Origin of the sequence: Agarilytica rhodophyticola, assembly GCF_002157225.2 — a bacterium.
Lineage (GTDB): Bacteria > Pseudomonadota > Gammaproteobacteria > Pseudomonadales > Cellvibrionaceae > Agarilytica > Agarilytica rhodophyticola.
Genome location: NZ_CP020038.1, coordinates 6,480,176 through 6,504,326 on the forward strand (window position 1 = coordinate 6,480,176; position 24,151 = coordinate 6,504,326).

The window sequence follows — 24,151 nt, forward strand, 5'->3', positions numbered from 1 at the left end:
GTAAAATCCAAATGACTGCATTACCCGATTTCCGTCTGGAGACCCATTTTTCAAAATGGGAATTTAAAGCACGCTATCATATGACAGCTTCTGATGCACAAAGTATTTCAATACGTGAACTACTAAATATGGCAACAGCTGATGAGCGAGAAGAATATGAAAATTTATGGCTCGGCTATACTGAAACTTTTGGATCACCTAAGCTTCGAGAGACAATTGCTGGCACATTTACATCTTTATCTGGTGATAACATCCTCTGTTTTGCAGGAGCAAGTGAAGGTATATTTGCCGCGAATATGGTGTTGCTAGATAAATCAAGTCACGCTATTGTGGTAACCCCTAACTATCAATCACACGAAACCCTACCTTTAAACTTGTGTGATGTAACAGGAATTCCTCTTGATCCAGATGATAACTGGTCTTTAGATATTGATCGTATCGCTGCCTCAATTCGTCCCAATACTAAACTTATAACAATAAATTTTCCCCACAACCCCACGGGAGCCATCTTATCCTCAGATAGATTTGAAGCATTAATCACATTATGTAGAAAACACGGAATTTATATTTTAAGCGATGAGATATTTAATGGTCTAGGTCGCAGCGGCACAAAATTTTTACCGTTGATTGCCGATGTTTATGAAAAAGGATTATCACTTAACGTAATGTCAAAGTCTTATGGGCTACCCGGGTTAAGATTAGGCTGGATTGGTTGTCAGGATAAAATTCTATTATCCAGAATGGAACGTATGAAACACTACCTTTCCATTTGTAATTCAGCACCCAGTGAGATGCTCGCCAGAATTGCATTACGCAATGGTAAGAAGTTACTACAGAGAAATTGCGAGATTATCGATAAAAATCTGATCAAACTTAATACGTTTTTTTCAAAGTATCAAAATTTATTTGATTGGCAAGTATCAGACGCCTCTTGTATCGCCTTTCCCCGTTATAAAGGCAAGGAGGGTGTAGAAGAGTTTACACGGAGATTAGTCGAAGAAAGCGGCATCTTACTTTTACCAAGCAGCATTTACGCATCAGATTTGTGTGACACACCTAAAGATCGCTTTCGTATAGGTTTTGGTCGCCTGGCAATAGACGAAGGTTTAGCCGCCTTTGATAATCACATTATTAAAATACAAAGCTAGAATCTGTTCACACTAATGAACTATCCGCTCTCTGCTGTTTTTATTCACCAGGGTCAGGCCGATAGTCCAAAGAGTTATCAGATAAAAGGGGAACTCACTTAATCATATAGGAGTTTAGCAAAATCACCTTGTAAAAGTACGTCTTATGCTCCCATTTCAGCGCTCGGTGTTAAGATCATTTTATCTGTAGTAGTCCAAACTTAATTAGTACATATGTCATATCTTATGGCTTGGATTAACTGGCAATAATAAACTACGCCGAGAACAGTATTAGACATTATCGCCTATGAACATCCCAAAATTCATCTTTCCATTTTCTATACTCTGGCGAACCGCTAAACGATATTGGCAACATACTATCGTACTTACCCGTGACGTAGTTCAAACCATCTACTTTATTTCCGGTATAAAAAACTTCGTGGCATGTATGCATGCCACTACCGACAAGATAAGCAACACAGCCCATCATATATTGTTTTAATCCTTCTATATCGCGCCCCTGTCGGGAATTCTCGAACATATTACGTGAAAAGGCATAAGCGCTGGCCAAAAGTGTACTCGTTGTACCAGAAGCAGACGCTGAAAAATTCAAATTCATTTGTGTTAATTCTAATTGATAGTTAGCTTGTAAAACGTTCGTGTCTTTTTGATTCCTATCGATACCACGGGAGCGCTTCTGGTAAACTCGTGGCTTGCCCTTTCCGTCATTGCTGACTCCCGCTCGTTTCAAGGACTTCAAGCGGCCAGGCATAAGGCCAAGTTGATCTGGAAGGAGTCCAGGTGCTGAGCTTTCCCCTCCGTAGGGCTTGCTTACGCGACCACGTTGAGCGGGGTCATCATACCAAGCTTCCCGAAAACCAAGGTGCAAAGAGTATGCCTTAGAACTTCTGAGGTGGTTATCCGGTAAAGTAGGATAGTCTCGGTTACGCTTAGCTTTTTCAGCTCGGCAATAACAGCTGACAAAAATATCATATAGCGACATCATTTGAGCAATATCTTCACCATCGAGTTCATTTATCCATCGTCGGATATAATTTTCATAGAAAACGCTCGTTTTATTATTATCTTTTGTTGTATCACTTGCAGAAAAGCGACCATAACTCGTCGGATTTGCGATATGTCTAGCATCACGCAAAACCATAGTTTTTGCACCTTCAAGCAGTTTCCCGACTGTGGGTTTGAAATACGATCGGATACCAGCATTCATTTTGGTAGCGGCTTTTTGCATAAATTTATGGTTGTCTAACATCAATATGCCTAAGGCAGAATCACACAAGGTACGTCTTTTTTTATATATATTGTCTGTGTAAGAATAGCTTCCTCTTGGCGCATGCTGATTATTATTTCCCGCAACGCCGTATATTACTTGCCCATCCCTACGGGTGATAAATAAAGGAATTAAATTTGCTCCTGGCTGCCCCACACTTACTCTGTAACCATTAGCAGCGTTAGCATCATGTTCTAAAAATGTACTTGGCATGCTCTTCCCCTAAGATTCTCTTCTCTTGTTAATTGAAACCATACTTAAACTGTCTTTATGTTTTTTTATGTTTAGCTTGATATAGTATTAAGTCCCTTAAACATACGGCTCACTTAATATAAAGTTGCGGTTGTCAACGAACTCATTGATTCGATAACACTCAAGCGATAGTTCTTTAAGTTTGGTTTGAGTTTTCAGGCAGCTGAATATCGATTTTGATATTTTCTCTGAAACAAATGCTTTATGGTATTTCAGCAGCGTTGATGGTTTTAAAAATCGAAGAACAAAACGTTTAAAATTCAATCTATTGTAAAGACATGAAGAATAATAAAAGTTGATGATGAGCATGTTTCAATAAGCATATCAAAACGCTTCTCTGTTGAAGCCATAGCAACACGTGATATTGCGAGTGTCGATGTTCGAGAACTAAGACCTAAAAAAGCGGCTTTAAAACCTGCGCATACTGTTTGCTTGTTCTGAATGAACGAGCAACAGCACAGAATACGGGAAACATGCGCTCAGCCTTTTGGGTCGCCCCTAAATTAGAATGTTTTAGGAACTACAGGGACGATTAATTAATGTGTGCAGGCCCTAGCCCTATTTTCAGAGACACTTCATGTGCAAGATCTTCCACAACAGGGTGCTCAAAAATATCTTTTAATGATATTTTTACACCGAACTTATCGATCACTTGGTTTAACATAGCCATCGCTAGTAACGAGTGTCCACCCAAAGAAAAAAAGTTACTCCCAAGTCCAACACGATCCAATTTTAATACCCTTTGCCAAATAGTACACATATCTTTTTCAATCTGTGTACGAGCAGCAATATAACTATCCTTACGGTTATTTTTCGAATCAGGAAGTGGAAGATTTTTACGATTAATTTTACCGCTAACAGTTTTGGGTAAAGTACCCAATAAAACAAAAAAGTCAGGAATCATATAGCTTGGAACACGGGTCTTTAAATGGTTAGTCACAAAACGACTCAATAAGTTATAGTCTTTGAATGTATGTGAACTTATGTACGCTACAATTTGCAAATCATCATTGATAACTTTTCGAGCAACCACGGCTACTTCATCACATTCATTTAATTGATGAATAAGTAATTCAATTTCTGCAAGATCCACCATTGCACCACGGATCTTGACACAACTATCTGAACGGCCAATATATTGCAATTCTTTATTGTCCAGCCATCGAGCCCTGTCTCCTGTTTTAAACAATTTTTCTTGACAAGTATCTCCCTGAGATATGACCCAGGGATTTTCGATAAAGCGTTGCTTTTGAATATTATCCGCATTCTGATACCCCAGAGCTAAACCGGGACCAGAAACATAAACATCACCTGTAACACCAATAGGTACAAGTTGCATGGCATCATCAAGTAACAATATTTTAACATTATCAATGGGTTTGCCGATGGGGACTGTTTGCGTTTCATTACTGCTAGAAAACGACTCAACCGAGGCTATATCATGCTCAATAATTTCTCCGTCTTCAACAATTTCGCTAGCAATTTTAATCTGATCAACTAGTACTGCTTTTAAGTCTGCTTTACTCACGGTAGGGTTTGATAACACAACTCTAAACACGCGTATGGCATCCTCCGATACACGTTTGATATTTAAAGTCGTTTTGGAAACAAATGTTTTACCTTTGAGAAATTGTGTCCACTGAATATCATCAGTCGCTTTATTGATACTATCATTTTCTTGGGCATCAAATACTCTATATTTATTGCTGCGCAAAGAAATGGGAATATAGCGATAATTTATGATATTCATATCAGGCTTACCTACAAGCTCAAACGCGTCTGAATGTTCAATAAGCTTTTTAAAGTAGTCGGTATTTTCCATACTTTGCTCAAGCAACCAGCTATAGCCTTGACGAGAAAGCAAATGTAGTGCTGCATGTAAAAATAGAGCTGTGGCAGGCCTTGAACCCTCAATCGTATACTGCCCACTATCATAAGTCCCTGCTTGAGCCTGATAGCGCGAGTGAGTGGATAGCAGGCCATTATCAACCGGTTCACGGAATAAACAAATACTAATACCTTGTGGTAAATACAATTGTTTATGTGCGCAGAAAGTTACACTGTCTGCACGTTCAATACCTTTTAGCATCTTTTTATACACAGGTGAGAAGCGAAAGCTGCCGCCCCATGCTGCATCCACATGAAAATGAATACTATGTTGTTCTGCAAGGTTCGCCATGTCAAACAAGGGATCAATAGTTCCTGTTTCTGTCGCACCAGCAATACCAATAATAGCTATCACGAAAACATTATTACTTTGACAATATTCAATTTTTTTTCTTAGATCATCGATAAGTACTTTTTGCTCTTCATCTTGCTCTAGAACTAAAATATTATTTTCGCCAACACCTAAAATATTCGCCGTTTTCTTTATAGAATAATGTGCAAGCTTAGAGCAAATAATAACACCGTCCTCCATACCAGCTTTTGCGATCAGTTTAAACGCACCCTGTTCACGTAATTCTCTATCCGAATAGCCTAAGTTAAACAATGCTCGGTTTCGAGCACTTAGCATCGCTGTAATATTGGCAGAAGTTCCTCCACTGACGATAAGTCCAAAGTTGGCGTTAGTCGCTTGAGTATGTTCTTCATAGATCTCATCTGCCGAATTAAAGAACTCCCGATGAACCATCGCAATTGCTTGACGCTCTAAAAAAGTTAAACTTTTGGATGTTTCCATCTTAACCAAGTTTTGATTCAAAATAGTGATCAAACGAGAAAACTCGGACATAAAATTAGGTAACAAAGAAGTCATATGCCCGATATACTGGTTATCTGATACATTTATTGTAAATGGAATAACGTCTTCGTTTAGGCGAGCAAGATAGTCTTCTAACTTTTTTGAAGTAGAAGGCATTTTAAAGTCGGCAAACTTTTGGCGAATCACACTGTAAGGAACATCCGGTTCGGTATAGAATTCTCCCATTCTTAATGGAATATTAAAAACGCTGTCCTTAGATGCATGATAAGTAAATTCACTTTCATGAGGAAAATATTGCATTACCTCATCACATTCCAGACTACTTGTTAAATGATAAGTAACGTCTGCGCTTATCTCTGTGGAACCATAGATATTTAACAGTTTCACCTGCGGTAATAATGTTCTCACTAAGTCTGACAGAGACTGAGTCAAACTTTCTCCGCTGCTAATAATAAATCTCAACGACTTTAATTGATTAAACCGTGGATTACTAACTAAAGCATTAAGAAAAGAAGGAACGACCGTTATCCGGGTAACCCTATTGATAACCAGTAGCTCAATAAATCTACTAGTATCTTTGACATCCTCTTCATCGATAACAAGACTAGTTACACCTTCGAACAGCGCTTGAAAGATCTCTGCAATATGATCTACAAAGTTAAGAGATGTTTTCTGACACCAACATTCGTTTTCTACACTGGGAAAAGTAGATTTCATCCACTGCATACGGTTAACAAAGCCCACATGGGAGAGTACCACACCCTTAGGATTCCCTGTTGATCCCGAGGTATAGAGAATACAAGCAGGGTCTTGTGCACTTCGCATATGAGTATCAGCATAAGTATTAGCAGTTTCACTTGCTACACTATCTAAAAATATATGAGTGACACTATTAGGTAACAATTCAGAAAATTGCTTAGCGCTTACAATGATACGAATATTTGCATCATCAATAATAAAATCACGTCTTACTTTAGGAAAACTGGGGTCAATAGGTACATAAACTGCACCTGCTTTAAGTACAGCTAAAATAGCAACTATTGACTCGACAGAGCGCGATAAAAATATACCTACAGAATCTCCAGGTTTAAGCCCATGAGAAGAAAGAATTCGAGCGAAAGCCTCCGACTCTTTATCGAGCGTTTCAAAACTATAAGAAGCATCCGAACTTTTTATAGCAATTTTTTCTGGCATACTATCGACATGCTGTCTGAATAAATGCTCTAATCTCGTAGGCAAATAGTTAACTGAAGCATTTTCATTGTAATGATTTAAAATCAAAGCCCTCTGCCTGTCGCTAATGAGCGGCAAATTGGCAATTGTTTGACTAGAATTTTTAAGCACACTAGCCACTAAAAGATCGAAGCTGTCGATGAATCTTTCAATACTTACCGCTTCAAAAAGGTCTAAATTATACAGCCAATGAATCCGCAATTGATTATTGTGTTCTTGCGCAACTAACTCTAAGTCGTATTTGATTGAGCTAAGGGTTTCAACATTGCCAATAACCTTTAGACCCTGCATTGTTAAATTCGGAAGCTTATCCTTATTCTTCAGAGTTAACATTATTTGAAACAACGGGTTATGGCTCAAACTTCTCGCAGGGTTTAGTTCTTCTACCAGATGCTCAAAAGGTACATGTTGATTTTTAAATGCAGTAGTAACAACTTTGCTAGTTTGAGTTAGTAAATCTAAAAAATTCTCTTCTGCTTCTACCGAAGAACGTAAAACCAAGGTATTGATAAACACGCCAACGATTGATTCAAAACTTTCTTCATTACGACCTGAAACCGGAGTTCCTATAACAACATCATTTTCTCTACTGTAGCGGCTTATCAATACACTTAGAATAGTATGTAAAAATACAAAAGTCGAACACTTATGCTGCTCACAAAACTGGAGAATATTACTATAGGTCGTTTTATGGATAATATGTTCAATCACTTTACCACGTTGGTTAAAACGTGCGGGTCGTGCTTTATCCAGTGGCAAACTATGAACACTAGGTAAATCTGACAGTTGTTTTTTCCAATATGACAACTCTTCTCGAAGCTTTTGTGAGCCAAATGAATCCCTTTGCCACTGTGCATAATCACGATAGTGATATTTTATTTTCTTCAGCTCGGTTTTACTTTCAGAATTCCCTTTGCTTTCATTATATAAATTGTAGAACTGACTAAGTTCCTGTAAAAAGATGTCTAATGACCATCCATCCACAGCGATATAGTGAGTATTAATAAAAATTACATATTTTTCACTGGATAACTCGAAAACTTGCGAACGTAGTAATATATCTTTTCTTAAATCAAAGGGTTGTCTAATACTTTTTTGTATTAGCTGTCCCACCTCAAGTACTTGTTCTTGTGGCTTTAACTCAACCAAATTATTCAAGGCGACTGGTACTTTAGTATATTCTTTGTCTTCAAGAGTTTTTTGGTAGCGCCTACCATCACGATCTACAATCACTGTACGAAAAATTTCATGTCTTTCTACAATTGACTGTAACGCTTTGCAGTAGGCTTGAAAATTTAACGGCCCGTAAAGACTAAACCTTATAGGAAGGCTGTATTCACTACTGTTATTCTCAAGTTGGCTCAGAAACCAAAGTCTCTCTTGGGCATAAGAGAGTATGTTTTGATCATTTTTTTTAACAGGCTTCATGAGCAAATCTCATCATAAGTGATAACTGAAATAAAAATTAGTTAAAATAACTAAACTTTACTTTTTGGGAATTGTTAAATGATCGTGTGGCGAAACTATTTGCAGGAGAAAAGTTTGTACACTCAAGTCTGGCTATTTGCTTTTCATCCTTTACTACTAAAACACCGCCTTGTTGTAATTTTTCTCTTATGCCTTTTTCTGCATCAATCCACTCACCATTACCGATAAAGTCAAACACAACATACTTATAGTTGCCTTTTGAAAATATCAAATGGCTCTCTGCTCCACCGGAAAAAGATGTGGAGGCTTGTACTACCTCAGAATCTATAGTTAATTCAATCTTAGCGTTTGCGCCATAACGATAGCTAATACGGTCATTGTCAATACCACAAACAGATAATAATTTATCTTTTATAGCGCATTTAAACACCACATCTTCTTGAGCTTTGCAAAAATGATCAGCCATTGTGGGGGTAGCTTCCTTACTGACACCATTAAGTGACTTTTGCTTTGAGCCACTGTCCACTTCTTGTTTGGAGCATGCTTGTAAGACAAGCAGCGAAACTAAAAAAATTTGAGCTACTTTCATAACGAGTTTTATTCTCATTGATTATTTCAATTAACACTGATTACAGCTAAAAATTTCTCTAAAAATAGTAGCGCTAATACGAGCGCTGTAACTCTAATAATAACATACGGCACTATTAACTTGGCATAACTATTAAAAAGTTGGATCTAAGCTCCTCAAATCGACCACTGCTCAATTTTTAAGCTCAATTCAGAGATGACACTGGAGTCCACGAACACATCCAAATCAAATAATCTTACGTATTATCGATACCATTAATATGCCTGAGTGGCAGCGTCAAGCTCAACCTAAAAGTACAATTGCAATGGCTTCTACATTACTAGTATTTGAGAACGATTTACGCTTGCATGATAATCCGGCATTGCTCAAGGCAGTGGCAATGGAGCAACCATTGATTTGCCTGTTTTGCATGGACAATACTTGGTTCAGACGAAACGCTTTCGGCTTAAAACGTATGGGCGCTCACCGCTACAATTTTCTAAAAGAATCGCTCACTTCACTACATCACTCACTGATGTCAAAAGGACAGAAGCTTAACGTTTTATACGGTTCTGCACTCGAAGTCATTCCATCGCTAGTGGCAAAATACGACATTAATACTGTGATCAAAAGCCATCATCCTGGATTCTATGAGAACCGCCAATGGCTTAACCTGCAAAAAATATGTACTGAGGTAAAATTCTACAATCTACATACCGCAACCCTATTTGATTCACAGCAGCTCGACCGTGTATCCGCCTTTGCGGACACATTCTCAAAGTTCAAAAAGCTGATGTTTGATGTCTCTCCTGTACCTGCAGTGGATGCACCGGCAGAGCTGCCACCACCACTAACAGTGGAACATTCAATAGACAAGATCCCTCATCACCCGCAGACTAAATGTGAACTGTTTAAAGGCGGCGAGCGCTCCGCTCTAAAGCACATCCTTAGTTATTTTTCGTCTAATTCGCCTAGTACATACAAACTAACTCGTAATGCATTTGAAGGCTGGTCATACTCATGTAAATTCTCACCTTGGCTAGCCAATGGCAATATATCTGTTAGATTGCTTTTCCAGAAGCTTAAAGAGTTCGAGGAAAACAATGAAGCCAATGAGTCTACATACTGGATTTACTTTGAGCTTTTATGGCGCGAATATTTTTACTGGTATGCACAACATCATGGAAAAAACTTATTTCGGTTTAGCGGTATTGGCAATAAAAGACCTCTCACTACATTTTATCCACAACGCTTCCAAAAATGGTGCCTCGGCCAAACACCTTGGCCTATTGTCAATGCCTGCATGACAGAACTCAACACCACTGGGTTTATGTCAAATCGGGGAAGACAAGTGGTAGCCAGTTGCCTTGTTAACGAGCTGCAATTGGATTGGCGCTGTGGTGCCGCCTACTTCGAACAACAATTGATTGACTATGACGTAGGTACAAACTGGGGAAATTGGCAATATATTGCAGGTGTTGGCGCTGACCCACGAGGAGGAAGACATTTCGATCTTACAAAGCAGCAAAGACGTTACGACCCTGAAGGTACATTTGTCAAACGCTGGCAACGTGGTTCACCCGCACCGGTAGACCATACTGATGCTGCAGACTGGCCGATAGAACAACATGACTATTATTAGCAGCCCTACTTTATCAGATCTCTTTTATTTGAGTGACGTTAAATAATGCCACATAAAAAACCTTATCTTCCCAAGAAAATTTGTCAAACCTGTGGCCTGCCTTTTTCATGGCGTAAGCGCTGGGCTAAAAACTGGAACGAAGTGAAATACTGCTCACAACGCTGTCGCAAAAATAAATTTAAACAGGTAACACATCATTAGCACACAAACTTTGAAAAAAAAATATCAAGAAATTCGGTTCATCTTAGGAGATCAGCTCAATGCCAACCATAGTTGGTTTAAGAAAAAAGATGCCTCTATACTTTATGTTATCGCCGAACTAAAACAAGAAACATATTATGTAAAACATCATGTTCAAAAAATATGTGCATTTTTCCTATCAATGATGGAATTTGCTCAAGCGCTGTCCCATGCCGGCCATCATGTTATACATATGACACTTGACGATTGCGAAGAATTTGCCGAGCTAGATGAGTTGCTCATATATACTATTAAAAAGTATAGCGCCCAATCTTTTAGCTATCAGCGCCCAGACGAATATAGACTATTAAAACAATTGCGAGAACTACGCTTGCCAAACCATATTGTGATTAAGGAATACGATACAGAACATTTCTTATTGCCATATGAAGAAATACCTTCATATTTCACACAAGGAAAGCATCATAAAATGGAGTTTTTTTATCGAAAAATGCGTCGACGTTTTGATGTATTAATGGAAAAAGAACAGCCACAAGGAGGAAAGTGGAATTTTGATAGTGATAATCGTAAAAATTTTAAAGCTGCTGATATTCAAGAAATTCCATCACCACTAACTTTTAAAAATGATGTAACGGATATTATTAAACGCTTAGATAAACATAAAGTTAGTTACTTCGGAAAAGTTGAAAACCAATTGTTATGGCCCAAAAACCGCAAACAAGCACTTCAAGTGCTACGCTATTTTTGTAAGTATAACCTGCCTAAATTTGGCAAATTTCAAGATGCAATGACCGCCAACAGTGAGCATTCTTGGAGCCTTTATCATTCACGTTTATCATTTGCTCTTAATAGTAAAATGCTTCACCCCAAAACTATCTTGGATGAAACAATTGCGTATTATAAAAAATCCGAAAAAACTATCGATATCGCACAGATAGAAGGTTTTGTTCGACAGATATTGGGGTGGAGAGAATATATCCGTGGAGTCTACTGGGCGAATATGCCGGGGTACTCAGTCTCGAATCACCTACAAGCAAAACAAGACTTACCTCACTTCTTTTGGACTGCGAATACCAAGATGAACTGCATGAAACATGCTATAGGCCAATCATTAAACTATGCCTATGCGCATCATATACAGCGACTTATGGTGACAGGAAATTTTTGCCTACTTACGGGTATTAAACCAGAACAGGTGGATGAATGGTATTTAGGAATTTATATTGACGCAATCGAATGGGTGGAAATGCCCAACACTCGTGGTATGAGCCAGTTTGCTGACGGCGGCCTAGTGGCCACCAAGCCCTATATTGCTGGCGGGAATTACATCAATAAAATGAGCGACTACTGCAAAAGTTGTCACTATTCGGTTAAGCATAAAGCAGAGGAAAATGCCTGCCCGTTCAATAGCTTATATTGGCATTTTATGTCTAAGCATAGGCAGATTCTGGAAAAAAACCCTCGCATAAGTATGGTTTATCGCAACTGGGATAAACAACCACAAGAGCAGCGAAACAAAGTATTAACTCGCGCACAGTGGTGCTTAGAAAACATAGAAAATCTTTAGCATGTGACTTGCCCTCTGCCCATTACTGTATATAATATCAGTATCATCAACTTTGAGCGCTGCGGGCACTGCTGAGCTGCGGATACTGCTGAAGAGTATAGAGAACATGAAAGTTCATCAAAAATTATCCATACTGGCGGATGCAGCAAAATATGATGCATCATGCGCAAGTAGCGGTACAATTAATCGCGATTCTCGTAAGGGTAAAGGTATTGGCTCCACATCTTCAGGTATGGGAATTTGCCACAGCTACGCACCTGATGGGCGCTGTATTTCCCTGCTTAAAATACTACTTACCAATTTTTGCATCTATGAATGTAGCTATTGTATTAATCGAGCATCAAGTCCTGTTAAACGAGCTCGCTTCACAGTTGAAGAAGTTGTGCAGCTCACCCTTGATTTTTACAAACGTAATTATATAGAGGGCTTATTTCTAAGTTCGGGAATTATTCAATCGTCTGACTATACAATGGAGCAGTTAGTACAGGTAGCAAAAACACTAAGGAAGGAACATGATTTTCGTGGCTATATTCATTTAAAAACTATTCCTGATGCCAGCCCAGAGCTACTCAAATCTGCAGGGTTATACGCCGATCGTTTAAGTATTAATATCGAACTTCCCTCAAAAAAATCATTAGAACTCTACGCCCCAGAAAAGAACCCTGCCACAATTAACCAGTCCATGGGACAACTGCGCGAATATATAGATGAGTCAAAAGAGAGTCGTCGGAAAAAGAAAACAACGACGGCGCGATCTTACAGCAAACCTTCACGCACAAAATTTGTATATTCCCCGGCAGGGCAAAGCACCCAAATGATCGTTGGTGCTGATACTTCATCCGACGCAAAAATTTTAACTCTGGCAGACTCACTCTACGGTCGCTATAACATGAGGCGGGTCTACTATTCTGCTTTTAGTCCTATTCCAAGTGCCGCTCAATTGTTACCTTCACAATCACCACCTTTAATTAGAGAACACCGCCTTTATCAGGCGGATTGGCTCTTGCGATTCTATGGTTTTAATGTTTCTGAAATTACTCAACAAGGCACTCATAGTCAAGCTCAAGCAGGCATGCTCGATCTTGATATTGACCCAAAACTATCATGGGCACTGCGGCATAGAGACGTATTCCCAGTAGACATAAACAAAGCAAGTCGAGAAATGTTGCTCAGGATCCCAGGTATAGGCGCTATTGGTGCTAATAAAATTATTCAAACAAGAAAGTTTAAACGCTTACGTTTCTGCGACCTTAGTAAATGTGGCCTGTCGACTAAAAAAGCAGGGCCATTTATTCAAACTTCTGATTACAACCCTTGTGCGAAAGTACTAGAAACAGCCAATTTAAAACAGTATTTTATTAATCAAACATCGACACAGCTAAGTTTATTTTAATTACCTTCGAGGTTCTGCTATGTTTTCAGTCGAAGTCGATTCACTAGATAGTTGGCGGAAGCAAGCTCGAGAATTACTTAAGCGTGATATAAAACCCGACGATGTTAGCTGGGAGTTAACCGAGCAAGGCTCGCTCTTCTGGGGAACAGAAGAAGATTCTTTTTTAGCTTTACCTATTATCCAAGAACAACTTAATATTCCTAAGCATTTTTTCCAACTTGCAGAACAAGTTGCTTGTTATAGGGATAATAAAAAGTGGGCACTACTTTATAGTGTCGCTTGGCGCCTACTCTTCGAAAGAAAAGATTTGTTACTCATGCTAACAGATCCACAAGTGGCAGAGCTACTTAAAATGCAAAGAATTATTAGGCGAGACAAACATAAAATGGAGGCTTTTGTTCGGTTTAAGCAGGTAAAACAACAAGAAGATTACTACATTGCTTGGTTTGAGCCCGAGCACCTTATTATTCCAGCTAAAATGCCTTTCTTCATTAAGCGCTTTAATAATATGCATTGGTCAATTCTAAGTCCTGATATCTGTGCACATTGGGATAAAGAAGAACTTATTTTTACCGAAGGAGTAGTTAGTCCTCCTAAAATTGAAGACGAACTAGAAAGCCTCTGGCTTGAATACTATAAAAACATTTTTAATCCAGCGCGCTTAAAGCTAAAGGCCATGCAGTCTGAAATGCCTAAGAAATACTGGAAAAACTTACCCGAAGCACAATTAATTAGCGAGCTAACAAGAAACGCTCAAACGCAAATGGATAAGATGGTAGAAGACGGCTACTCATCTCCTTGGAAGAAAACATCCCAATCACATTATATAAAAAGCAAACAAGAAGATATGAGGAAGTTTCACAAGGAAAGCCATTTAATAATAAACAACAGTGAGTGATACAGGTTTAGTATGTGGTAATACCATATTCATTTTTACAAAAGAATCTCATTAACTCTTCCAAATTAAGCTATTTAAATCGAACATCATTGCAGATTGGGCTACCAGTTAAACCTAAATCTCATGCATATCTTTTGCATAAATATTTACTCCATAAGAATATGAAAAGTGTTTGGAGAAAATCATTTAATACGTTCCCCTATCCTTGTGACACATAAAAAAGAATACTCTGCCCTCATACAAATACCGGTATTATTAAGTTATTACCTAAGAAGCCAGGACTGAAAGTACATATCTTCATCTTATTTATATACTCACACTTTATCCCACATTTAGAACGGTTCGTCGCAGGGTCGTTGTATATTCATCTATCTAGGTATTCAATACTTCGAGACTTAACTAAGTCATTGGGGGGATACTATGAAATGTTTTTCTGCATCTATTGCTCTCTTAATCACCTTTTTCACTGTAAATAGTTTTACTCATGCCGAGAATAAGCTTCCCGTTATGGAAGGGCCTTACCTTGGCCAAAAGCCTCCTGGATTAACACCTGAGCTTTTCGCACCAGGTATTGTTTCCACTGAAGCATGGGGAGACGCTGGTAGTTTTTCCCTAGATATGAATGAGTTTTATGTGATTAGATGGCGTATGCGTGATAAGCAAAGAGAAACCTCATCCGTTACGTATAAAATAAAGAATAACAAATGGCATGAGATAGATGTGCCTGATAGATCTCGCCTACCCTTCTCCTCACCCGATGGTAAGACCAAGCACTTCGGTAAACGCTACCAGGAGCTTACCGATACGGGATGGTCAGAAATGAAAGATCTTGGTTCCTCGTTTAAAGAAATACCTATTATGGGCCTTACCGCCTCCCGCAAAAGCACTTTAGTTTTTGACGAATTCACACGAGATGGTAATGGTGTTCTTCGCTATTCACGTTTAATAAACGGCAAACGTGAAAAACCCAAGCCACTTGATAAAGCCATCAATACCGGTAAGTGGAATGCCCACCCTTTTATTGCAGCAGACGAATCCTACATTATGTGGGATGGAGAGAGAGAAAGTGGATACGGCAGCTCTGACCTTTATATCAGTTTTCGCCAGCGAGATGGTTCATGGGGGAAGGCAATTAACCTTGGGGATACCGTAAACACAGAAGCTGAGGAAGGAGGCCCGCAGGTCACACCTGACGGTAAATATCTTTTCTTCAATAGAATTGTGACACCAGCAACCAAAGAAGCAAAGCCTCATTCAGACTTATACTGGGTGGATGCGAAAATTATTGAGCAGCTCAGACCAAAATCATAAGCTTTCGCAAACGAACATTCACAACACAGACAAAAATATAGCCTATAAAAGGCTATAACATAATAACGATCAGGAAATAAGTATGGCCGTCAATTCAACATTTAAACACTTGGTTGCAATAACTTTACTATGCAGCTTTGGCAACTTAGCCATCGCAGGTGAGCAAAATCATAATGATAACGCTCCAGAGGCTACAGCTGCCCAGACTGAACTTTCGTTTAGAGATATTCCTCTTCTCGCAAAACCTTTCATCGATACAGCGCCAGCGAAAAGAAAAGACGCCATTCCCGTAGCAAAACTAGGCGTTGATGGTGGTGATAAAGCAATGGTTGTTAAGATGGCTAAGCAAATCGGCGAAGGCAAGTACGGTAAGTACGACAGCATGCTTATTTCCCAGAAAGGTAAACTTTTATTTGAATCCTACTATTTACGTGGCCGTGTCAATTTGCCCCATTTTCAAGCGTCAGCAACAAAGGCGTATACCAGTTTGGCGTTAGGACGTGCAATACAGCTAGGTTATCTGACTATGGCGGACTTGGATAAACCGTTAGTAAGTTTTCTAAAAGACCTAAACCCCAAAAAGTTTGTTAAAGGTGTAGAAAAAATCTCCCTTCACGACGCGTTGACTATGAGTTCGGGAGTCGGCATTACGGAAGAACAGCTTAACAAATTCAGGGAAAATCCAGAGTTATTAAAAGGTCAGAATCAGGCTCAAGTTTATTTTGAAAATAGCACTCCCGTCACTCTCAAATCTCAAATCTTTTCCTATAAAGGCACTGATCCAGACTTGGTGATGCAAGTTATCGAGGCCGTGGTACCAGGCAGCGCCCAGGATTTTATAAAGAAAGAACTGCTCGACAAAATAGGCATTACAAATTATCGCTGGCCCAATGGTGTTAGTGGCCTGCCAGAAGCTGGCGCAGGCGCAGGCATGATATCACGCGATATGCTTAAGTGGGGCAGCTTAGTGATTAATAAAGGGAAGTGGCAAGGTAAGCAACTTATTTCTGCAGAATACCTAGCCAAAGCTACCAGCAAAATTACTCAACCTACCGAAGATTGGCAACCTAAAACTTATCGCTACGGTTATTTTTGGTATCAAACAAATTTCATGGTTGGCAATAAGAGCTACGATGCTAAATTAGCCTGGGGCGGTGGCGGACAGCACATAATAGCAATTGCAGAGCTGGACTTAATTATTGTGATCACAGGCCATGACAGGGAAGATACGATAGTCCCTCATATTGCAAAAAATATTTTACCTGCGTTTACTAAATAAGACTGAAGAAAACCAGAAAAGACTTTTCAGCGAAAATATCTTTTCTGGTCTACGCACAATTTATTTACCCTTCAACGGTAATAGTCCGGTAAATGAATGACTATTTCAGTGGCTTCTGGTAAAGGTGCGTAAAACGATCGCTCTCGCCAATTGCACGATATTTGTCCTTACCTAGAAGGCCTTTAAGTGTTGGCGGCAATGAATAAACACCATGAGGGTGTTGCTTGGTATCTTTTTCATTACGGTTAATATCGCTAGTTTTAATCAATTTAAAGCCTGCTTTTAACGCCAATGCTTTAAAATAGCTTTCTTGTACATAGCCATTTTTTGATACTGGGTCTTGCTCAATACCTTCACGCTCAGCGTGATCAACAATACCGAAAAAACCGCCCGGCTTAAGCATTTTGAATAGATCGTTCACATGTTTCTGCGCTGGCTCGTCGTATATTAAAAAACCATGCGCCCGGAACACCAAAACCAAATCTGCTTCACCGTAAGGCACACCTTTAGCAGGTGTTGCAGGCCAATCACTGCGCTCACTCACCGGAAAGTAACGACCATTGGTTTGAGTGATAAAAGGCTCGATAATACGTCGATACCAACCTCCTTGACCTCCGGGGAAAATCTCAACCACGGTAGAGCCTCCCTTTAAATCCATAAAGTCTAGAGTTTCACTAGGATGACGATACTGATCGCGCTGAGTATGTCGCTCAGGCCGGTCTTTACTGTCAATTAATTGTTGCAGTAATTGTTCATCCTTTGAGCTATCACTTGGCCCGGCATGGGATATACCCCCCATTAGTAAGCAGCAACTTATAATCAAGGTTTTAAAATGACGTGAGGAAAGAGGCATAGGTTTAATCGCTATAGTTAAAATAGTTGGAATTTAGATCGATTATCCTAAGATAGTAACATTCTCATTTAGTTCAAGGTAAGTAAGTTTTAGGTGTAGAGTAGAAGTTTTTACATACTCTTTAGGTTTTCTCTGAGTAATAAATCTACAGTGCAAGCAACGCACTTTATAATGATTTGTATGCCAGCACCCATTATTTGCCGCACTCAGAGACAACAAAATGAGGTTAACACTCTTATCACGCTTAAAAGACGGTGATTCCCGCTCCGTCATTCAATTGGCTGAAGGCACGGGATTGACCAGTCAAGGCATAAGAAAACATTTAAGTGTATTAGAAAGCGCAGGACTAGTAGCACGTGAAAGCATCGGACGCGAAAGCCGGTTTGTCTATCAACCATCGGCTATTGAGAAAGCCAAACAACACCTTGAACGCGCCTCCGCTCAATGGGACAACGCTGTTGCCCGGTTGAAAAATTTGGTTGAAGACGAGTGAAATTAGTTGGTGGTATTGCTAGGAATTACTATGTGAGCATCCCTGAATTCTTATTTAACTAACGCGATAACTAATTATGTTGCGACCTAATAAGCTTACCGGAAAATTAAGAACCTCTGTTAGTGCGATTTAGTCGTCCTTACAGCAAATAGCTCGAAGTAAGAGCGAACAATACAAATTCAACGATATCAAAATATTAGACAGTCACTCGTTACTCCCATCGCATAATAATACCTAGCGATAGATAACAAACTCACACATATCTCCTACTGACAAACAGATGTGAGAATATTGCTAAGCAAATTATTTAGCTATGTCCTGTCAATGCAAATAAATATAATGACATGTATTTCATTTTTGATATAAAAACATATATGACCTTTCCATAGTTCCACCTATATCTAGCATATAAATGTCACTAATATAAAACTTAAACTCACCGGCACTTAGTCCGTAAGGTAGGAGTTTATGAAAAAGCATACTTGAATCATCTACATCTACTAAAAAACCAACATGTTCGTCATAATTTTTCTTATCCCAAAAAGTAATTGGAATATTCTTCTTAAGTGCACATTTAATTGTGGAAAGAAGTATAGATGAATTATTTAACTCATCATCAATTACAAACTCATCAAAAAATGGTGATGGATTACGATTATAAAGTTTTTCTAATGAATTTTCATAATGAGTGCCAGACTTGATTTCGACTATCGAGCACAACGGACGTATACCATAGCCATCAAAATATCCGTAATTACCAAGTATTTTTATTCTCAGCCAATTCTTATCATATTTATCTACAAAACCAGGAGTAAACAATGATTCATTATCTGGATCAGTAAAAATTGATAGAGGTTTCTTTTGTTCTAATGATAAATTTAATTGATTAATTATATTTTTTTCTTTCATTTTTCTTATATTATTTTTAATGCCTTCTTTTTGTTATATCTTTGTTATTTTCAAATAAATGATTTGAATTCAAATCTATAGCCCGTTAATGCTAATATAATAGCCAAATATTCAGTAGATAAACACTAATATGATACCGTCACTTTATAAAATAACCAATATAGGGAAAGGCACTTTGTATATTATGCCTAAACCTTCATCTGATTGGCTAAAAGACGACATCCGTTTTTTAAAAAACATAAGTGTTACGAAAGTTATATCTTTACTAGAGAAAACAGAGATTAATGAATTAGGCTTAGGAGACGAAGAAGGTATTTGTAAACAAGAAAATCTATTATTTGAGAAATATCCGATAAAGGATAGATCAGTACCAAATTATAAAAGCTTTAAAACATTTATTATAAACTCGCTTAGTCAAATAGTAGAAGGTGAAAATATAGCAGTTCACTGCAGAGGAGGAATTGGCAGGGCTGGGTTAGTTGCATGCTGTATTCTTAAACAAAGTGGCCTCTCAGACTGTAATGCTATATCGCTTGTAAGCAACTCTAGAGGATGCTCTATACCTGATACAAAAGAACAGTTAGAGTTTATTAAGAGATATCAATAAACTCTAACTATCAAACATTTTTTAGCTTTTTTTAATGTGAGATTTACAGTGCTCAATTAAATCAATAATTTCATTTTCCATCCCATATTTTCCAGCTTTTTTCATAATAACCTCTAAGGTCTCCTTTGCTTTCCCAGAGTCCCAGTCATTGGATAAGTGCTTGGGGATATTATGAAAAATATCAGCAAAATAATTAGCAGTTTTTATATCTGAGGCTGCTCTAATTTCAAGTAACGCAAGATAAAGTAAATGTAAAAAAGTATCTTTACACATAAAATAATTGTCGTTTTCAGATGTTTTCATAGAGAGAATAGTAGCAGTTTCGCTAGCGTTGTATAGGGGGATGTTTATAGCTTATACGCTAACTTGGCGGGCTATATTTATCTGTGTGTGAACTAACTATCAATTTTGAGGAGTGTTAGATGCCAATAATCTTTTCTTCGCCTGCTTCTAGCATCACATTGTTAGAATCTTCACATACTTTGGCCACACATAGATATTATGGAGAATATATGAATAAAAAAGTGAAACTTTCTTATCCGCAAGTCAAGAGCAGATACCAAGAGTTACGGCAACAATCATTAGGATCTGTTTACAATAGCTTCCCAGAAACCATACTTAATAAAAGAAAAGAAGCCGTTCAAAAGACAGACATCAGCTTAAATGAATTTGATATGGACTGCCGCCGGGCTTTAAAAAAATGGGAAAAAGAGAAGAATAGACGTCTAAATTGGGATTGGAGAGAAATTGAGAGTATTTATCGCGCAGATCCTCGAAGGTTTGAGCTAGCAATTTGGTATAGGAATAATGTGCTTTGTAGCGCTAGCTTGGGAAAACCTACATGGAGTGGAGGAAAGCTAAGGCTAGACTATATTGAAGCAAACCCGGCAGGATCACCCCTTGATGGCAGAGCTACTGATATAGCAATATTAGCAGCAACGCTATATGCTGAAGCTATTGGTGCAACTCAACTTAGAATTACTAAGCCAGTAAATGATCAAGTTCGCGATTACTATTTAAGCAAATCAGGTTTTTCCCATAATCGTAACGAAGACTTTTGTTTTAAGGACCTATAAAACATGAGAGATCAAGATAACGAGCGTCCCCCTGAAGGCACACCAGAATTTGAGGAATGGCTTAATAAACGCGCGGCCAAGCATTCAAAAGACTTGTTTGCAGGTGAAGCTGCAGACTTTGACGAGCGAGGGCCTATCTTTGGAGACATCAAAGACCTTGGCAAATCTGACGCAGAACTCTTTCCCGATGAACTAGAAGAATACACTCCTGAAGAACGCCGTAAAGCCTTTAAAGTCCACGATGGTGATAACAAAGATAAGAGCTAAACAAAGCTTTTTATCACCCCCCTAACAAGCAGTAAAAACACCCTGCTCTTGCGAGCCGTGGATATACTAATAATGTTCATGGAGCCTATATCTCGGGATGCACTCGGCGCGTCCTGCGCCTCGCCCTTCGGGTGCACGTTGCGCATGTTAAATCACTCCAGGCGATTTAGTCGAACAGGGGTTCTTATCAAATCATCCAGATACTACATACAAAAAAAGCCCTGCTCTTGCGAGCTGCGAATATATTGATAATGTTCATGGTGTCTATATCTCGGGATGCACTCGGCGCGTCCTGCGCCTCGCCCTTCGGGTGCGCGCTGCGCATGTTAAATCGCTCCAGGCGATTTAATCGAACAGGGGTTCTTATCAAATCATCCAGATACTACATACAAAAAAAGCCCTGCTCTTGCGAGCTGCGAATATATTGATAATGTTCATGGTGTCTATATCTCGGGATGCACTCGGCGCGTCCTGCGCCTCGCCCTTCGGGTGCGCGCTGCGCATGTTAAATCGCTCCAGGCGATTTAATCGAACAGGGGTTCTTATCAAATCATCCAGATACTACATACAAAAAAAGCCCTGCTCTTGCGAGCTGCGAATATATTGATAATGTTCATGGTGTCTATATCCCGGGATGCACTCGGCGCGTCCTGCGCCTCGCCCTTCGGGTGCGCGTTGCGCATGCTAAATCGCTCCAGGCGATTTAGTCGAACAGGGGTTCTTATCAAATCATCCAAATACAACATATAAAAAAAGGCCCTGCTCTTGCGAGCAGGGCCTTTTTTTATATGGCGCATCCGGAGGGATTCGAACCCCCGACCAAGTGGTTCGAAGCCACCTACTCTATCCAGCTGAGCTACGGATGCGGGAGGTTGGGAGGGTTTAAGCTGTGTCTCCCAACAGGCCGCACATCATACCATGAACCGATAAATAGTCTACTTGCAATGGCTGAGGATTTTGCAGGTGAATGGAACATGTTTATTTTTTAAGCAAAGAGAGCTATTTGGTGGGATTAGACGTAAAAAGAAGCTAAATACATGGATTTGTTGATATTACGCAAAGACATTACTACTGCACGTAGCCCCTATTTGCCGCTATAATCCATGTACAAAATTTGAGAGCGTTAGTTATTTAAGACAAAAGGTGAAATGAATGAAGATAATGACACGTATCGCGTGGGGTGTCTTGGCTGCTGTGTCTTTGCAGGTTGCAGCTGAGTCATTAGAAGATCGTATCAAGCCCGCCGGATCTGTCTGCATGTCTGGTGAGTCTTGTGCTGCGGCACCTGTTCAGGTTGCGGCAAACAGCGGGCCTCGCTCGGGAAAGGATGTTTATGATTCAAAGTGCGCCACCTGTCATGCTACTGGTGCTGCCGGTGCACCTAAACTAGGTGATGCTGCCGCTTGGGCACCTCGTGTAGGTAAAGGTATTGATGTGTTATACACCAGTGCTATCAGCGGTTTTAATGGCATGCCAGCTAAAGGGCTCTGCTTTGATTGTTCTGATGACGAGATCAAAGGCTCTGTTGACTATATGGTAGATAACTCCAAGTAAGTCACATTAGGGGCGCTTTCCTATCGAGTTTCTAAAAAAGCCGCACTATGCGGCTTTTTTAGTTTGATAGCGTCACAACCCCCTCCTTCTACTCATTTCTTCTTTAGTGTTATTACTACTTAACTCTTTATCGCTATTTAATTGTTATTCATGTGACTCTAGCCTTAGTGTGAAAAAACGCCAGAACAACATACAACCAACACGTTCATCAATTTAACAAAACTACCAATTTTTATATATTGGTGCTGGCTTAACGATGAAAATGTATATAGACTGCCGCCCGCTCAGCTTATAGACTGAGTAATTAGGCTAAATATAAGCCGCTAAACAATATATTAATGAAATAAAATATAGGAAAGGCATATGAAACTTGTTAAAAAAACTGCTGAGTACACTATTTTTCTACGTAATGATAAGCGTTACGCTGTTCGTAGCGCTTCGCGTACCTGGATCAATGGTGATGAGAAAGTCTCTATTTTACAAAAAGAAGAGTTACTTAAAACACCAGAGCCAAAAGCTGAGGCTCCAGCAGAAGAAGCGAGTGAAGCTTCAGAAGCTAGCGAATAGTAATTTACCTGCTAGCAATCTGCTTGACCAAAAGGCCGATATTATCGGCCTTTTTTATTAGCTCGATTACAAACCCACCAAATTTAAAGCCCATTGAAAAATATTAACGTATTTTTCTCATCCAATTATTTTTTATTGTTTCTATTAGCTTAACCAAGCTTTTAATTTTTTTAAGATCATTTTAATCGTTTTATCTTTTTAATAATTTATTTTTTAGTAGTTTGAACCAATAAGAAGCAATTAATCTTAATCAGCACTAGATTAATGCAATAAATATATATAAACTGCCGCGCAATTGAGTAAGCCCAAACCGCTTAACCAAGCGATTTGGCTAAGAATTAGTTAACATATGAGTATTATCAATTAAGTTGTATTCCGCATATTAATTAAGCTGCTGCATTTTTTGAAAAAGCAAATTCCCGTTAATATAAGTTTGTTTAAATTACCATCAATGCGTAACGAGTTAATTCTTTTGTTAGGTAATTAAAAATTCACTTATTTAAATACTTATATTTTAAGTTAAAAGTAGAAATTGACCCTGTCTTTCTATTAAAGCTTTTTATTTAAATTGTATAAAACAACATCGAATTGTGTTTATAGCATTTAAAGAAAGTGTTTTATGTAACTATGAGTGCCGCTATTATATTTTTCACATCTAATATCAATGTTAATTATTTTAAATAATTGTTAACTTAGGTTAAGTGTTTTAATTGTTTGTCATGGAAGGAATTTAATTTTTCAATAAACATTATCAGCTATATTTTTTGATATCGGTTAATGCGCTTTTAAATAATCGCGTTAAAATCTTAGTGCATGTTTGTTTTAGTTAAATAGCAGATTTGTGAAGTTTATTTTTTATTCATTATAGAAAATATAATAGAATAAAGTGATTTAAAATTTAATGTGCCAAAATTTATAGTCGACCTGTCAAAATCTT

20 protein-coding genes and 1 tRNA gene are annotated in these 24,151 nt (G+C 38.7%); 14 read left to right on the forward strand and 7 right to left on the reverse strand.

What is annotated here, in order from left to right; translation table 11 throughout:
• Positions 1-11 precede the first annotated feature (11 nt).
• Positions 12-1,148: an aminotransferase class I/II-fold pyridoxal phosphate-dependent enzyme gene (locus BVC89_RS26785; protein WP_086934154.1), complete on the forward strand. Its 1,137-nt coding sequence runs from the start codon at positions 12-14 to the stop codon at positions 1,146-1,148.
• A gap of 277 nt (positions 1,149-1,425) precedes the next feature.
• Here the strand turns inward: BVC89_RS26785 and BVC89_RS26790 are convergent, their stop codons facing one another.
• From BVC89_RS26790 to BVC89_RS26800, 3 genes are all read right to left on the reverse strand, one after another.
• A complete protein-coding gene (locus BVC89_RS26790; RefSeq protein WP_086934155.1) occupies positions 1,426-2,628 on the reverse strand; it encodes a hypothetical protein in 1,203 nt (400 codons plus the stop codon).
• Positions 2,629-3,199: 571 nt separating this feature from the next.
• Positions 3,200-8,029, reverse strand: a complete 4,830-nt coding sequence (locus tag BVC89_RS26795; protein WP_086934156.1) for an aminotransferase class V-fold PLP-dependent enzyme — start codon at positions 8,027-8,029, stop codon at positions 3,200-3,202.
• 37 nt (positions 8,030-8,066) lie between these two features.
• Positions 8,067-8,618, reverse strand: coding sequence for a hypothetical protein (locus BVC89_RS26800; protein ID WP_086934157.1), 552 nt, complete (start codon positions 8,616-8,618; stop codon positions 8,067-8,069).
• A 259-nt stretch (positions 8,619-8,877) separates the two neighbouring features.
• Between BVC89_RS26800 and BVC89_RS26805 the strand changes: the two genes are divergently transcribed.
• The 7 genes from BVC89_RS26805 (at position 8,878) to BVC89_RS26835 (ending at position 16,888) form a co-directional block, all read left to right on the forward strand.
• Positions 8,878-10,239: a DASH family cryptochrome gene (locus BVC89_RS26805; RefSeq protein ID WP_245929248.1), complete on the forward strand. Its 1,362-nt coding sequence runs from the start codon at positions 8,878-8,880 to the stop codon at positions 10,237-10,239.
• A 45-nt stretch (positions 10,240-10,284) separates the two neighbouring features.
• Positions 10,285-10,440 carry a DUF2256 domain-containing protein gene (locus BVC89_RS26810; RefSeq protein ID WP_086934158.1) on the forward strand — a complete coding sequence of 52 codons (156 nt, stop codon included), beginning with the start codon at positions 10,285-10,287 and terminating at the stop codon, positions 10,438-10,440.
• Positions 10,441-10,450: 10 nt separating this feature from the next.
• Positions 10,451-12,007 carry a cryptochrome/photolyase family protein gene (locus tag BVC89_RS26815; protein ID WP_086934159.1) on the forward strand — a complete coding sequence of 519 codons (1,557 nt, stop codon included), beginning with the start codon at positions 10,451-10,453 and terminating at the stop codon, positions 12,005-12,007.
• A gap of 106 nt (positions 12,008-12,113) precedes the next feature.
• The gene (locus BVC89_RS26820) at positions 12,114-13,400 is read left to right on the forward strand and encodes a putative DNA modification/repair radical SAM protein (RefSeq protein ID WP_086934160.1); all 1,287 of its coding nucleotides are present in this window, start codon (positions 12,114-12,116) and stop codon (positions 13,398-13,400) included.
• 19 nt (positions 13,401-13,419) lie between these two features.
• Positions 13,420-14,298, forward strand: a complete 879-nt coding sequence (locus BVC89_RS26825; protein ID WP_086934161.1) for a TIGR03915 family putative DNA repair protein — start codon at positions 13,420-13,422, stop codon at positions 14,296-14,298.
• Positions 14,299-14,718: 420 nt separating this feature from the next.
• Positions 14,719-15,609: a TolB-like translocation protein gene (locus tag BVC89_RS26830; RefSeq protein ID WP_086934162.1), complete on the forward strand. Its 891-nt coding sequence runs from the start codon at positions 14,719-14,721 to the stop codon at positions 15,607-15,609.
• 82 nt (positions 15,610-15,691) lie between these two features.
• Entirely contained in the window at positions 15,692-16,888 is a 1,197-nt protein-coding gene (locus BVC89_RS26835) for a serine hydrolase domain-containing protein (protein WP_086934163.1), read from the forward strand.
• A 100-nt stretch (positions 16,889-16,988) separates the two neighbouring features.
• Here BVC89_RS26835 and BVC89_RS26840 read toward each other — a convergent pair whose 3' ends face one another.
• On the reverse strand, positions 16,989-17,741 hold the full coding sequence (locus BVC89_RS26840; RefSeq protein ID WP_103654316.1) for a class I SAM-dependent methyltransferase: 753 nt from the start codon (positions 17,739-17,741) through the stop codon (positions 16,989-16,991).
• A gap of 220 nt (positions 17,742-17,961) precedes the next feature.
• On the opposite strand from BVC89_RS26840, the gene BVC89_RS26845 reads away from it, so the two are divergent.
• The gene (locus BVC89_RS26845; protein ID WP_086934165.1) at positions 17,962-18,234 is read left to right on the forward strand and encodes a helix-turn-helix domain-containing protein; all 273 of its coding nucleotides are present in this window, start codon (positions 17,962-17,964) and stop codon (positions 18,232-18,234) included.
• Between the two features lie 351 nt (positions 18,235-18,585).
• On the opposite strand, the gene BVC89_RS26850 is transcribed toward BVC89_RS26845, so the two are convergent.
• Positions 18,586-19,143, reverse strand: coding sequence for a hypothetical protein (locus BVC89_RS26850; RefSeq protein ID WP_086934166.1), 558 nt, complete (start codon positions 19,141-19,143; stop codon positions 18,586-18,588).
• Positions 19,144-19,273: 130 nt separating this feature from the next.
• Between BVC89_RS26850 and BVC89_RS26855 the strand changes: the two genes are divergently transcribed.
• On the forward strand, positions 19,274-19,750 hold the full coding sequence (locus tag BVC89_RS26855; RefSeq protein ID WP_086934167.1) for a protein-tyrosine phosphatase family protein: 477 nt from the start codon (positions 19,274-19,276) through the stop codon (positions 19,748-19,750).
• Positions 19,751-19,771: 21 nt separating this feature from the next.
• Here BVC89_RS26855 and BVC89_RS26860 read toward each other — a convergent pair whose 3' ends face one another.
• Complete coding sequence (locus tag BVC89_RS26860) at positions 19,772-20,053, reverse strand: hypothetical protein (RefSeq protein ID WP_086934168.1); 282 nt, start codon at positions 20,051-20,053, stop codon at positions 19,772-19,774.
• 119 nt (positions 20,054-20,172) lie between these two features.
• Here BVC89_RS26860 and BVC89_RS26865 point away from each other — a divergent pair, with 119 nt between their 5' ends.
• Both BVC89_RS26865 and BVC89_RS26870 read left to right on the forward strand, forming a co-directional pair.
• Positions 20,173-20,826 carry a hypothetical protein gene (locus tag BVC89_RS26865; protein ID WP_086934169.1) on the forward strand — a complete coding sequence of 218 codons (654 nt, stop codon included), beginning with the start codon at positions 20,173-20,175 and terminating at the stop codon, positions 20,824-20,826.
• Between the two features lie 3 nt (positions 20,827-20,829).
• Positions 20,830-21,093, forward strand: coding sequence for a hypothetical protein (locus BVC89_RS26870; protein ID WP_086934170.1), 264 nt, complete (start codon positions 20,830-20,832; stop codon positions 21,091-21,093).
• Between the two features lie 789 nt (positions 21,094-21,882).
• Here BVC89_RS26870 and BVC89_RS26875 read toward each other — a convergent pair.
• Positions 21,883-21,959: transfer RNA gene (locus BVC89_RS26875), tRNA-Arg, on the reverse strand.
• 286 nt (positions 21,960-22,245) lie between these two features.
• Between BVC89_RS26875 and BVC89_RS26880 the strand changes: the two genes are divergently transcribed.
• Together BVC89_RS26880 and BVC89_RS26885 are read left to right on the forward strand one after the other, a co-directional pair.
• Positions 22,246-22,647 carry a c-type cytochrome gene (locus BVC89_RS26880; RefSeq protein WP_086934171.1) on the forward strand — a complete coding sequence of 134 codons (402 nt, stop codon included), beginning with the start codon at positions 22,246-22,248 and terminating at the stop codon, positions 22,645-22,647.
• 363 nt (positions 22,648-23,010) lie between these two features.
• Positions 23,011-23,214, forward strand: coding sequence for a hypothetical protein (locus BVC89_RS26885; protein ID WP_086934172.1), 204 nt, complete (start codon positions 23,011-23,013; stop codon positions 23,212-23,214).
• Positions 23,215-24,151 lie beyond the last annotated feature (937 nt).